The organism is Niveispirillum cyanobacteriorum, assembly GCF_002868735.1.
Lineage (GTDB): Bacteria > Pseudomonadota > Alphaproteobacteria > Azospirillales > Azospirillaceae > Niveispirillum > Niveispirillum cyanobacteriorum.
Map to the genome: position 1 here is coordinate 2,407,845 of NZ_CP025611.1, position 12,450 is coordinate 2,420,294.

Genomic DNA, 12,450 nt, shown 5'->3' on the forward strand with positions numbered 1-12,450 from the left:
GCCAGCGCCGGAAGCGTCGATGGCGGCAGTATAGCCCGGCCCCACAGGCCCCGCATCTTTCTTCCGTATGGGTTTTCGGTCATTGACGGACAGGAAACCGGGTCAGCAGCATAGAAAAGCCCCGGCGGTTTGCACCGCCGGGGCTTTCATACTCAATCCCTTGGCAAAGGGGATCAGACGCCCTTGGGCAGGCGGTCGATCAGGTTCTGCCAGCGGCCCAGCGACACGAAATGCGCATAGACCAGACCGATCCAGTTGCGCTTGCGCCATTCCAGGAAGGTCTCATCCGGCAGCTCGTTGAACTTCTGTTCATCGATGACGCGGAAACCGGAGAGCGACAGCTGCTTGCCTTCCGGTGTCACCACCTCAGCACGCTGATCGACCAGCAGGCCCAGCTTCTCCACCTCTTCGCAGAACAGCTGCGTCTGGCGGGCCGACTGGTTGAAGGCCACGCAGTAATTCAGGATGTCTTCGCCTTCCTTCGTGCCCTTGCCGTCCTTGAACAGCGGCAGGTCACCCTCGGAACCCTCACCACGGACCAGGATTTCCTCATCCTCTTCCATGATCAGGACCAGGCGCTTGTCTTCCGGCATCTCAACCAGGATGAACGGATAGCGGCCGATATAGGCGGGGATCTGCGAATTGAAGGCCCAGGTGCCATCCTCGCGGATGAACAGGTTCTCGCCCGCGCGCAGGCCCAACAGCGCCATCACGCCGGCCGAAGGGCCGGGCCCGAACACCAGCGGATAATGGTTCTGCAGCTGCGGCATCTCTTCGGCCAGCACCGGAACGGCATGGATATTGGCGCAATAGCGGAAAGTGCGGTTGCGCTTCACCTTCACGTCGGCGTGATGCTGTGCGCTCACGGCAACGGGGTTCTTGTACAGCAGCGGCATCTGGGGGGCGTCGGCGTTGGCGACGTCGGTCATCTTGATCGGTCCCGGCAATCTGTCAGGCATTGGGCGGCCGTCCGCCCGGCACTGGGGTGCCTTTCAACTGCCGCAAACCACCCCCCCTGTCAATGCCGCTGGCAGGGGAAAACAGGCGAAAAACGGCAGGAAAGAAGGCTGAACAGCGTGGCGAAGGGCCAACTGGCCGGTCCGGGGGTGAAGGTGCGGCGCAACATGGCGATGATCCTTGAGGATGGAATGAAATCTCGTTGGCGCCATCATCGCGGAAGCTCCGCTTGACGTCGAATATCAATCAAATACAGTCGCTGTAATTTTTAGTTACACGAGTTCCCTCAAACGCCGGGCGCCGCCATCCGGCGGCTTGGCTCTCGCGGCACGTGCCGCGCGGCGGCGGTCGCCGCCGTAAACGACTGACATGCGAAGATCACGATGCGCCGCCTGCCACCCCTGACCCAGTTGCGCGCCTTTGAGGCGGCGGCCCGCCATGAAAGCCTGAGCCGGGCGGCAGAAGAACTGAACGTGGCCCATCCAGCCCTGTCGCGGCAGATCAAGGATCTGGAGGCATGGCTGGGCTGTACCCTGTTCACCCGCCATAATCGCGGCCTGATGCTGACCGATGCGGGCCGTGCCTATCGGGATGCCGCTGTGGCCGCCTTCGATCTGATTGAGGGGGCGACGGGGCTGTTGCGTGCGGCCCCACCCGTGGCCGGGCGGTCGCGCCTGATCCTGTCGGTGGAGCCGTCCTTTGCCCAACGCTGGTTGATCCCGCGCCTGGGCGATTTCCGCGCCCGCCATCCAGAGGTGGAGGTCGTGGTGGATGCCACCCGCGTCGCCGCCGATTTCCGCAAGGGCGGGGCCGATCTGGGCATCCGCTATGGCAGCGGCCCCTGGCCGGGGTTGCAGGCCCAGCTTCTGTCCGTGGTCGTCAATTTCCCCGTCTGTGCCCCGCAACTGGCCGCACGCCTGCCCACCGATCCGGCCCGCCTGCTGGAGGGTGACCTGCTGCTGGAGGAGATGGACATGCCGTGGCATTGCTGGTTCCGGGCGGCGGGCGTGGCGGTGACCGCGCCTCTGCGCGGCACCCGCTTCTATGATGCCGGCAATGCCATCGATTCGGCCCTGGCGGGGCAGGGTCTGGCCTTGGGCGACACGATCCTGGCCGCCGATGATGTGGCGGCGGGCCGGCTGGTGCGCCCCTATCCGCAAACGGCCATCTATGACGCCTATCATCTGGTCGCCCCCGCCCCGCATTTCCGCCGCCCGCCCGTGAAGGCCTTTGTGGAATGGGTGACAGCAACCATGCAGGCCTTTCAGCAGCAGCGAGGAGACTGACCAACAAACTAAGCACTTCGGATTCAGCACTTGCCAAACAGAACAAAACAAGAACAATAACCCCATGACCGACCCTATCCCCACCATCGCCGCCCTGCGGGAACGGCTGTCCATCATGGACCGGGTGCGCCCGCCCAAAGGGCGGACGGCCCTGTCGCTGGGCCTGTCCTGTCTGGATGCAGCCCTGGCCGGTGGCGGGCTGGTGCGGGGTGGTTGCCATGAATTTCTGCCGGCCCCTGCCGATGCGGGGGCACTTGGATTTGTGGCCTCCATCCTGTCGGGTCTGCCGCCCGGCCCTATCCTGTGGTGCCGACACCGGGACAAGGGTGATCCGCTGGGCCACGCCGACATGCCCTATGGGCCGGGTCTGGCGGCCCTGGGTCTGGATGCCTCTCGTCTGATCCTGGTGCGGCCCGATAGTCTGGATGACGCGCTCTGGGTGCTGGAGGAGGCGTTGCGATGCTCTGCCCTGGCCGCCGTTGTTGGAGACGGGGTGCTGCCCGGCGCGGTGGCGCTGCGCCGTCTGCAACTGGCGGCGGAGGATGGGGATGCTTTGGGCCTGCTGATCCTGCCGCCCCTGGCCAGGCCCCCGCCCTCCGTCGCCCTGACGCGCTGGCGGGTCACCTCCATGCGCGATGGTCCGCCGCAGGAAGAAGGAGGAAGACCGCGCTGGCAGGTATCGCTGCTGAGGGCACGCGGTGGCGGGGTGGGAACGGGGTCGGGACCGTGGGAGGTTATCTGGGATGACACGGCGTTTCGTCTCCGTCTGGCTCAGCCGCTGGCCAACGGACCAGTGGCGGCGGCGGAATAAGGTGGCTCCCCTGTCCGGCCCGCTGGCCCTGACGCTGGCGGGACAGGGCGGGATCCGTCTGCATGCCGTGGACGCGCTGGCCAGTGCCGATGGCCTTCGGCCCGGCATGCTGCTAGCCGATGCCCGCGCCCTGTGTCCACCTCTGACCGCCATGCAAGCGGACCCCTCCGCCGATCAGGCCGCCCTTGCCCGGCTGGCGCTCTGGGCACAGCGCTATACGCCACAGGCCGCCACTGATGGGCCGGACGGGCTGATCCTGGACATTACCGGCTGTGCCCATCTCTGCGGTGGGGAGGACGAACTGCTGGCCGATCTGGGGGGCCGATTGACCCGCGCCGGTCTGACCCATCATCTGGGGCTGGCGGATGGAGCGGCGGCAGCCTGGGGCTGGGCCCGGCATCGTCCTGCCGGTGCCAGCCCCAGGCTGCCCACAGGCACACGGGCTTGGCCGGCGCTGCTGGCCCTGCCTCTGGTCTCCCTGCGCCTGGACCCCGGCCTGCAGGCCGATCTGGCCCGTGTCGGCCTGCGGTCGGTCGGTGATGTGCAGCGGCAGCCGCGCGCCGGGCTGGTCGCTCGCTATGGCACGGGGCCGGTGCGGCGCCTGGATCGCATGCTGGGCATCGCCGCCGATCCCGTGGCCCCGCAGGCCGCCACCCCGCAATGGCAGGTACGCCGTGCCTTCGCCGAACCCATCGCCACGCGTGAGGCCATCGAGGGGGCGGTGCTGTCCCTGCTGCGCGACCTGTCGGCCCGGCTGGAGGCGGCGGGGCGCGGGGCGCGGCGGCTGGTCCTGACCTGTTTTCGCACCGATGCCAGCAGCCAGGATCTGCCCATCGGCACAGCCCGCCCCCTGCGCGATCCGCCATCACTGCTAAAATTGTTTCGGGAGCGGTTTGACCAGATTGATCCTGGTTTCGGTATCGAAATGATAGAGATGACGGCGACGGGTACGGACCTGTTTACCGGGGAACAGGCGGGGCTGGCCGTGGGGGGCGGGGATGCCTTTGCCCTGTCCGGCCTGCTGGATCGGCTGGTCAACAGGCTGGGGGAGGATCAGGTGGGCCGCCCCGTGCCGCGCAACACCCACCGCCCGGAACGGATAATGGAACTGGCCGGTGAGATGGAGGGGCAGATGGGGCAAGCACTGCTCCCCCCAGACGGCGGAGCCATGCCAACCCCGTCCTTGCCACCCCCCACCCCGGCGGCGGATGGTTCGACGAAACCCTGGCCCAAACCGCAGCCCCAGCGCCCCGCCCCTTCGCGCCCCCGGACATGGCGGATGGAGGGGACGCGCCCCCTGCTGCTGCTGCATCCGCCCGAACCGGTGCAGATGGGCCAGGGGCTGGTCTGGCGGGGGCGGCACCTGTCCGTCGACTGGATGGAGGGGCCGGAGCGTATCCGGCCCGACTGGTGGCGCGCACGCACAGGCCCGACGCGGGATTATTACCGCGCGCAACTCAGCGATGGCCGGCGTTTCTGGCTATTCCGGACCGCGGATGAGCGGGGGGCCTGGTATCTGCACGGGCTGTGCGCATGACGCCGGGGGATTATGTCGACCTGCAGGTGACCAGCAATTTCAGCTTCCTGCGCGGGGGTTCCCACCCGCATGAGCTGGTGCTGGCCGCCGCCTGTTTGGGCCGCACCGCCATCGCCATCACCGATCATGACAGTCTGGCGGGAGCCGTGCGTATGCATACGGCCTGCAAACAGCATCGCATGCAACTGGTGGTGGGGTGCCGCCTGACCCTGGCCGATGCACCGCCGGTCCTGTGCTATCCCACCGACCGCGCCGCCTATGGAAGGCTGACCCGGCTGCTGACCTTGGGCAAACGGCGCGGGGCCAAGGGCGAATGCCACCTGGCCCTGGCCGATCTGGCGGGGGCGGCAGAGGGGCAGATACTGGCTGTGTTGGCGCCCGATGGCCGGGCCACGCCCGCCCGCCTGTCCGACCTGTCGGTACAGCTGGACCGGTTCCGCGCCCTGGCGGCGGCGGGGCTTTATCTGGCCGTCGCCCCGCTTTACCAGGGCTATGATCGTTCCCGCCTGCTGCGGCTGGGGGAACTGGCCGACCGGCAGGGCATAGGCCTGCTGGCCACCCATGATGTGCGCTATCACCACCCGGATCGGCAGCGCCTGTTCGATATTCTGACCTGCATCCGCCATGGCCGAACCCTGGCCAATGCCGGTCGCATCCTGTCGCCCCATGCCGACCATTACCCCAAACCAGCGGCCAGCATGGCCGCCCTGTTCGCCGACCGACCCGACGCCCTGGCCAATAGCCGCCTGATCGCCGACCGCTGTACGTTCAGCATGGATGAGCTGCGCTACGATTACCCCATTGATCCCATCCCGGATGGCCGCACCCCACAGGAGGAGCTGGAGCGTCTGACCTGGGAGGGGGCGAAACGGTTTTATCCGCAGGGCGTACCGGAAAAGGTACGCAAACAGCTTCTGTACGAGTTCGACCTGATCGGCCGGCTGAAATACGCACCTTACTTCCTGACGGTGCATGACATTGTCCGCTTCGCCCGGTTGCGTGAGATCCTGTGCCAGGGGCGGGGATCGGCGGCCAATTCAGCCGTCTGCTATTGCCTGGGCATCACCGCCGTCGACCCTGCCGATCATGAACTGCTGATCGAGCGTTTCATCTCCGAGGACCGGCACGAGCCGCCAGACATTGATGTCGATTTCGAGCATGAGCGGCGCGAGGAGGTGATGCAGTACATCTACACCAAATATGGCCGCGACCATGCCGGTCTGGTGGCCACCGTCATCTGCTACCGCTCGCGCATGGCCCTGCGGGAAGTGGGCAAGGTGCTGGGCCTATCCGACGATGTTGTCGGCGCCCTGGTGCGCCTGGGCTGGAACCGGCATGGGGTGGAACATGAGGGCACAGCGCGCGAGGCGGGGCTGGACCCGTCCGACCCGACCCTGGCCCTGTGTATGGAGCTGGCCTATGATTTGCGCGGCTTTCCCCGGCATCTGTCACAGCATGTGGGCGGCTTCGTCATTTCCCGCTCACGCCTGGATGAACTGGTCCCCATCGAGAATGCGGCCATGGAGGACCGCACCGTCGTCGAATGGGACAAGGATGATGTCGATGCATTGGGCCTGCTGAAGATCGACATTCTGGCGCTGGGCATGCTGTCCTGCATGCGGCGCGGGCTGGAAATGCTGGGACAGCGGCTGGGCCGCCCCCTGGGCCTGACCGATATTCCCAATGATGACCGCGACACCTATGAGATGATCTGCCGGGCCGACACGATCGGCGTGTTCCAGATCGAAAGCCGGGCGCAGATGTCGATGCTGCCGCGCCTGCGCCCGCGCGAATTCTATGATCTGGTGATCGAGGTGGCGATCGTGCGCCCCGGCCCCATCCAGGGCGACATGGTCCATCCCTATCTGCGCCGCCGCCGGGGGCAGGAGAAGGTAGAGTTCCCCAAACCGGAACTGGAACAGGTGTTGAAGCGCACGCTGGGCGTACCCCTGTTCCAGGAACAGGCCATGCGCATGGCCATTGTCGCCGCCGGCTTCTCTCCCGGACGCGCCGATCAACTGCGCCGGGCCATGGCCACCTTCAAGAAGACGGGCGGGGTGGGGGCGTTCGAACAGGAATTCATTGATGGCATGATCGGGCGCGGCTACGACCCCGACTATGCCGCCCGCTGTTTCAAGCAGATCCAGGGGTTCGGCAGCTATGGGTTCCCGGAAAGCCATGCCGTCAGCTTCGCACTGCTGGCCTATAAATCCTCCTGGCTGAAATGCCACCACCCGGCCATCTTCGCCTGCGCCCTGCTGAACAGCCAGCCCATGGGCTTTTATCAGCCGGCCCAGATCATCCGCGATGCGGTGGAACACCGGGTAGAGGTGCGACCCGTCGATATCAACCGGTCAGAATGGGATTGCACGCTGGAGGAAGGGCGCGGTGGCCCTGCCTTGCGCCTCGGATTTAGGCAGATCAAGGGCATGCGGGAGGAGGCAGCCATCACCATCGCGCGCGAACGCAGCGGTGGCTATGACACGATCCGCGACCTGTGGCGGCGGACCAGCCTGCCCGTCGCCATTCTGGACCGGTTGGCTGATGCCGATGTCTTTGCCAGCCTGGGTCAGGACCGGCGCCAGGCTCTCTGGGAGGTGAAGCGGCTGGGCGGCAAACCGCTGCCCCTATTCCAGGCTGCCGATCAGGCACGCCGCATCGGCGATAACCGCCCGCCCGTCGATATGGGGGACGAGCCGGAGGCGAACCTGCCACAGATGACACAGGGCGAACAGGTCTGGGCCGATTACCGGACCAAGGGGTTGAGCCTGCGCGCCCACCCGCTGGCCCTGCTGCGCGGCACGATGACGGGACTGGGCATGGGGCCGACCAAGGCGCTGGGCGATATCAAGGCGGGCAGCATCGTCAGCACCGCCGGCCTGGTGCTGGTGCGGCAACGGCCCGGCACGGCATCGGGCGTCATCTTCGTGACGCTGGAGGATGAAACGGGCATCGCCAATCTGGTGGTCTGGCCGTCCGTCCTGGAACGGTTCCGCCGTACCCTGATGACCGCTGCCCTGATGGGGGTGCGCGGGCGGTTACAGCGGGATGGCGATGTCATCCATGTCGTGGCCGAAAAACTGTTCGATCTGTCGGCGCATCTGCACATGCTGAATGACGGCCCCGCCAACGATACCGCCCTGCCCGACGCCATCCCCGCCCATATCTTCGGCGAGGGGCGGAATTTTCATTAGGGGCTGTTGGCGAAGCATCTGAAATTGAGAACACCCCCTCCCCCTGCGAAGGCCGGAACCCAGGGGCCCACAGCACCGACTTCTCCCCTTGCGCCTGCTAGAAGCGTTGCCGTTGGGGGTGCGGTCCCTGAGACCCGGCCTTCGCCGGGGAGGCAATTTATAAATTTAAGTACCGTTGCTGCCCCTCAAGCTGCGTTGCGCAGGTCGCGGATGAAGCCTTCAAGACGGTCATGCATGTCGGCGGACAGGCGTTCGGCGTCTTCGGCGGTGCTGTTGGTCTTGGCCACGGCATCGGCGATGCCGCCAGCCATGTCGGCCATGCGGGAAACGGTGGTGCCCAGGGAGGCCGTGCGGGTAGAGACGGTCTGGATGGACCGGCTGATTTCCATCACGGTTGCTTCCTGCTGCTGTACCGCGTCAGAGATTTCGCCGGCCCCGCTGTCCAGTGCCGTCACGGCATCGGCCACGCTGGCAATGGCGTCCACAGCGGCGCGGGTGGCGGCCTGGATCTCGGCCACCTGACGGCTGATATCCTCCGTCGCACGGCCGGTCTGGGTGGCCAGGCTCTTGACCTCCGACGCGACCACGGCAAAGCCCTTGCCAGCCTCACCAGCGCGCGCCGCCTCAATGGTGGCGTTCAGGGCCAGCAGGTTGGTCTGCCCAGCAATGTCGGCGATCAGCTGCACCACGCTGCCGATGCGGGCGGCAGTTTCCGACAGTTCAGACACCTTCTCCCGCACGCGCCCTACCTCATGCGCCGTGCCACGCGCCTGGGCGGCGGCACCACTGGCGGTGCGGGACACTTCCGCGATGCTGGCGGCCATTTCTTCCACAGCCGCCGCGACGGCGGCGGCGTGGCCCGTGGCTTCATCCGCCTCGGCCCGCGCCTCGCCCGTCATCTCTCCCGTGCTGGCCACCGACCGGCCCAGCAGGTCCGCCTCTTCCCGCAGGCCGCGCACGGCAGCGTCCAGGCGACGGGTCATGCTTTCGACGTCGACGACGAAGCGGTCGGCCAGCCCCTTGCGCAGGGCCACGCGCTCGGACCGCTGCGTCTCGGCGGCCTGCAACTGCTGTTCACGCAGCCGTTCGGTCTCCACCACGGCCTCTTCGGCCTTGGTACGGGCGCTTTCCGAATAGAGGAAAGAACTCTCCAGGTTCCAGGACAGCCAGAGCAACACGCCCGTTTCAACCACCACGACAATGGCATGCAGGATGACGCGCAGCAGGCTACCCTGACCGTCGGGGAAGACCAGCGACGGCAGCAGGAAGGACAGGGTCAGGTGATGCACCGCCGTCACCCCCGCCGCCACCAGGATGACGCGCCAGTTACAGAAGGCGGTGAGCATGGCCAGGACCGCGAAATACAGGAAATGTGCATCGATCTGCCACGGCCCGGCGGACGCCGCGACCACCACCGAGACCTGCCCGATGGCCAGCACCGCGATCAGATAATCGACAGCGGGGCGCGCCATACGCGTGACATAGGCGCCGGTACCGACGCCCGCGATCAAGGCCGACAGGACCAGCGGCATCAGCCAGCTCACCTCGCCTCGGATCAGGGAGACCAGCGTCAGGGGCACACACACCCAGAGAAAGACCACGAACAGGGTCAATGCGGCAGAACGGATACGGTCGATAGGGGACATCGGGTGGGGAACTCCCTGTTACGTGTTGGTTTTTCTCAGGCGCCGCAGTTGACCAGCGCGCCCGACAGCAGCAGGGCCGGCAGGCGGGACAGGCGCGCCGCACTGTCCTGGTCGGGCACCTGCACCAGCCAGACCTGTGGCCCCAGGCCGGCCAGTGGCCCGCCGTCCCGCAAGGTCACGCCGGTATCCGCCAAACGGGCCAACTGCGCATCCGTCGCCTGCCAGGGCGGCAGCAGGACGGCCAGGGTGCGGCCACTGGCCGGCACGGCTGAGGCCGCCACCAAAAGCGGTGCGGTCAGCAGAAGGATCGCGGCAAGTGATACCGGAATGATGTGGCGGGGGAACATTTGTATGGAAACCTGAAATGGAACCTGGAAACAGCTCATGGCCATAGCATGGCCGAAGATGGAGCGATTTTCACCTTTGTCCAGCTGACCCTGCGCATAGGGTAACGACATCAGCGATATTGTTTCTAAGAGGAATTTATTTACAGGCGCCCAAAAACAAAGGGTGTGTGTTATTCCAAAAAGGACATAGGCCATTCGTCGGGGTTTGGTCGGGTTGTGGGCCTGCTTGCGTCCCCTGCAAGCCACCCCCGGCGGCAAGCCCCCTTGCCAGCGGGGCCGGCTTGAGTCATCTACAGCCGATCATGGGCATCGAAAATCACAGCAGCAATTTCGCGCCGGCGGCCCGCACCGACGGTCGGATCAACCTTGTCGGCCTTTCCCGCGAAGAGCTGGAAAGCACGCTGGTCGACGCCGGATTCGAGAAGTTCCGGGCGCGCCAGGTCTGGCACTGGGTCTATCATCGCGGCGTCACCGATTTCGCGCTGATGTCGACGCTGGCCAAGCCGGCGCGCGAGAAAATGGCCGAGCATTTCGTGGTGGACCGGCCCACACCGGTCAAGGATCTGAAATCCGTCGATGGCACGCGCAAATGGCTGTGCCGGTTCCATGACGGGCAGGAGGTGGAGGCCGTCCACATCCCGGAGGAAGATCGCGGCACGCTGTGCGTCTCCTCCCAGGTGGGCTGCACGCTCACCTGCCGCTTCTGCCACACGGGCACGCAGCGTCTGGTGCGTAACCTGACAGCGGATGAGATTGTGGGACAGGTGATGCTGGCCCGCGACCATCTGGAAGAATGGCCCAGCCCGCCGGACGGTCGCATGCTGTCCAACATCGTCATGATGGGCATGGGCGAGCCGCTTTATAATTACGATAACGTCGCCAAGGCGTTGAAGATCATCATGGATGGGGAAGGCATCTCCATCTCCAAGCGCCGCATCACCCTGTCCACCTCCGGCGTGGTGCCCATGATGAAGAAGGCGGGCGAGGAGCTGGGCGTGAACCTGGCCGTCAGCCTGCATGCCGTGAATGATGAGCTGCGCGACCGCATCGTGCCCATCAACCGCAAATACCCGATCAAGGAATTGATGGATGCGGTGCGCAATTATCCGGGCCTGAACAATGCCCGGCGCTGCACCTGGGAATATGTCATGTTGAAGGGCGTCAATGACAGCATGGCGGATGCCCGCGAGCTGGTGCGCCTGATCCGGGACATCCCGTCCAAGATCAACCTGATCCCGTTCAATCCCTGGCCCGGTTCGCCGTTTGAGCGCAGCGACTGGGACCAGATCGAGAAGTTCAGCGATTATGTGAACGCGGCCGGTTATGCCAGCCCCATCCGCCGCCCGCGCGGCGACGATATCCTGGCCGCCTGTGGCCAGCTCAAAAGCGAAAGCCAGCGGCCCACCGCCGCCCAGCGTGCAGGGCAACTGGAACAAAGCAAGCTGCTTGCTGCCGAGTACGCTGCCCAGATCGCGGCCAAGGAAGCAGCACTGGCGCTGTAGAGCGGGCCGGAACGGCTTCACGCCTCTTTACCGCCTTCCCGGCGAAGGCCGGGGAAGCAATATTCTTCAAGAACACGAAAAGGGACGGACCAACCCAAGCTGGTCCGTCCCTTTCGCATTCCATCCGGGGGCCGGCGCACAATACCGCCAGCCCCCGGATGCGCGTCACCCCCGCGACGCGCCGGCCATGGCGGTGGCCGGTCCTGTGGCGCCGGTGATCAGGTGGCGGGCCTGGGACACGGCATCCGCCGTCCCCATCTCTCCCTTCGCCACCTTCCCGGCGAGTTCCATGAGTTGCTTGCCGGTGCTGGAGCCGTTTTCGGCCTCCTGCACCAGATGGATGCCGCCATGCCGGGCCGCGACATCGTCCCATTGCTTGCGCACGGCGGCCCAGAAGGTGGCCGTTTTGGCCATGTAATCATCCGCCGCCTGGATTTCGAATTCCGTGGACGGGACATAGCTGTTCAACACCACCTCATGCACGATGGTGGCGAGATTGCCGTCGCGCATGCCGGCCTTGGCGTTATCCTGTTCATGCACCCAGCCCTGATGCGTCAGCGCATGGCGGTTGGTGCCAAAATAGCGGTCATAGATCGGCTTGCGTACCGCATCGCGCCGCGCCAGGGGCCGGCCCGTCTCCCCGCTGATCCAGCGATGTTCGCCGCGATCATGCTTCCATTGTCCGACCCCGCCATAGCGCGGGCTGTCATCGGTTTGCCAGACCGTCTGGGCCCAGGCGTCGGTGCGCTGGGCCGCCGGCACGGGCGTGACCTTCCACTGGTCCGGGCCTTCATAGGTCAGCACCGTTTCCGGCTCATAGGTCCAGTCCTGGCGCCAATGCTTGATGACGAAGGGCTTGTCCTCCTCATCCTTGACGACCAGCAGATGCTGCAAGCGGATGGTGCGGCCCGTATCCTCGATCACGCGCACCGCCTCAAACCCGCCGCTGCGCTTAGGCTCGATGGGCTCATAGCCAGGGGCGATGGCCACCGTCTCCTTGAAGTCGAACTTCACCCGGTAGGTGCCGGCCATGGCCAGGATGGCAGCGCGGTCGGCATTGAAGGCGGTGCAGTCGGGCTTGCCGCAATCGACCTGGGCCGTGGCGGGCAGGGCGGCCAGCAGGGCCAGGGCCGTCAGACCGGCTTTCAGGGACATGTTCATCGGGGGTTC

Annotated in this window: 9 protein-coding genes; 5 read left to right on the forward strand and 4 right to left on the reverse strand. The window is 65.8% G+C overall.

The genetic code is table 11. From position 1 onward, the window contains the following. Window positions 1-173: 173 nt before the first annotated feature. Window positions 174-929 carry a SapC family protein gene (locus C0V82_RS11150; protein WP_158659866.1) on the reverse strand — a complete coding sequence of 252 codons (756 nt, stop codon included), beginning with the start codon at window positions 927-929 and terminating at the stop codon, window positions 174-176. A 411-nt stretch (window positions 930-1,340) separates the two neighbouring features. On the opposite strand from C0V82_RS11150, the gene gcvA reads away from it, so the two are divergent. From gcvA to C0V82_RS11170, 4 genes are all read left to right on the forward strand, one after another. Then, window positions 1,341-2,243, forward strand: coding sequence for a transcriptional regulator GcvA (gene gcvA, locus C0V82_RS11155; RefSeq protein WP_102112413.1), 903 nt, complete (start codon window positions 1,341-1,343; stop codon window positions 2,241-2,243). A gap of 64 nt (window positions 2,244-2,307) precedes the next feature. Then, complete coding sequence (locus tag C0V82_RS11160; RefSeq protein WP_102112414.1) at window positions 2,308-3,054, forward strand: ImuA family protein; 747 nt, start codon at window positions 2,308-2,310, stop codon at window positions 3,052-3,054. After that, the gene (locus tag C0V82_RS11165) at window positions 2,987-4,591 is read left to right on the forward strand and encodes a Y-family DNA polymerase (protein ID WP_102112415.1); all 1,605 of its coding nucleotides are present in this window, start codon (window positions 2,987-2,989) and stop codon (window positions 4,589-4,591) included. Before C0V82_RS11160 ends, C0V82_RS11165 begins: the two co-directional genes overlap by 68 nt. Then, window positions 4,588-7,785, forward strand: a complete 3,198-nt coding sequence (locus C0V82_RS11170) for an error-prone DNA polymerase (protein ID WP_102112416.1) — start codon at window positions 4,588-4,590, stop codon at window positions 7,783-7,785. The genes C0V82_RS11165 and C0V82_RS11170 overlap by 4 nt, the downstream gene beginning before the upstream one ends. A 185-nt stretch (window positions 7,786-7,970) precedes the next feature. Here C0V82_RS11170 and C0V82_RS27255 read toward each other — a convergent pair whose 3' ends face one another. Both C0V82_RS27255 and C0V82_RS11180 read right to left on the reverse strand, forming a co-directional pair. Next, on the reverse strand, window positions 7,971-9,431 hold the full coding sequence (locus C0V82_RS27255) for a methyl-accepting chemotaxis protein (protein WP_102112417.1): 1,461 nt from the start codon (window positions 9,429-9,431) through the stop codon (window positions 7,971-7,973). A gap of 35 nt (window positions 9,432-9,466) precedes the next feature. Then, the gene (locus tag C0V82_RS11180) at window positions 9,467-9,778 is read right to left on the reverse strand and encodes a hypothetical protein (RefSeq protein ID WP_158659867.1); all 312 of its coding nucleotides are present in this window, start codon (window positions 9,776-9,778) and stop codon (window positions 9,467-9,469) included. Window positions 9,779-10,080: 302 nt separating this feature from the next. On the opposite strand from C0V82_RS11180, the gene rlmN reads away from it, so the two are divergent. Beyond that, window positions 10,081-11,280 (forward strand): dual-specificity RNA methyltransferase RlmN, encoded by a 1,200-nt coding sequence (rlmN, locus tag C0V82_RS11185; RefSeq protein WP_102112419.1) that lies wholly within the window; start codon window positions 10,081-10,083, stop codon window positions 11,278-11,280. A 165-nt stretch (window positions 11,281-11,445) separates the two neighbouring features. Here the strand turns inward: rlmN and C0V82_RS11190 are convergent, their stop codons facing one another. Further along, on the reverse strand, window positions 11,446-12,441 hold the full coding sequence (locus tag C0V82_RS11190) for a DUF6607 family protein (protein ID WP_199772399.1): 996 nt from the start codon (window positions 12,439-12,441) through the stop codon (window positions 11,446-11,448). Window positions 12,442-12,450: the final 9 nt, after the last annotated feature.

Excerpts from the sequence above, each read along its gene's own strand:
- C0V82_RS11150 (WP_158659866.1), bottom strand. The coding sequence starts at position 929 with ATGACCGACGTCGCCAACGCCGACGCCCCCCAGATGCCGCTGCTGTAC.
- gcvA (WP_102112413.1), top strand. The coding sequence starts at position 1,341 with ATGCGCCGCCTGCCACCCCTGACCCAGTTGCGCGCCTTTGAGGCGGCG.
- C0V82_RS11160 (WP_102112414.1), top strand. The coding sequence starts at position 2,308 with ATGACCGACCCTATCCCCACCATCGCCGCCCTGCGGGAACGGCTGTCC.
- C0V82_RS11165 (WP_102112415.1), top strand. The coding sequence starts at position 2,987 with ATGACACGGCGTTTCGTCTCCGTCTGGCTCAGCCGCTGGCCAACGGAC.
- C0V82_RS11170 (WP_102112416.1), top strand. The coding sequence starts at position 4,588 with ATGACGCCGGGGGATTATGTCGACCTGCAGGTGACCAGCAATTTCAGC.
- C0V82_RS27255 (WP_102112417.1), bottom strand. The coding sequence starts at position 9,431 with ATGTCCCCTATCGACCGTATCCGTTCTGCCGCATTGACCCTGTTCGTG.
- C0V82_RS11180 (WP_158659867.1), bottom strand. The coding sequence starts at position 9,778 with ATGTTCCCCCGCCACATCATTCCGGTATCACTTGCCGCGATCCTTCTG.
- rlmN (WP_102112419.1), top strand. The coding sequence starts at position 10,081 with ATGGGCATCGAAAATCACAGCAGCAATTTCGCGCCGGCGGCCCGCACC.
- C0V82_RS11190 (WP_199772399.1), bottom strand. The coding sequence starts at position 12,441 with ATGAACATGTCCCTGAAAGCCGGTCTGACGGCCCTGGCCCTGCTGGCC.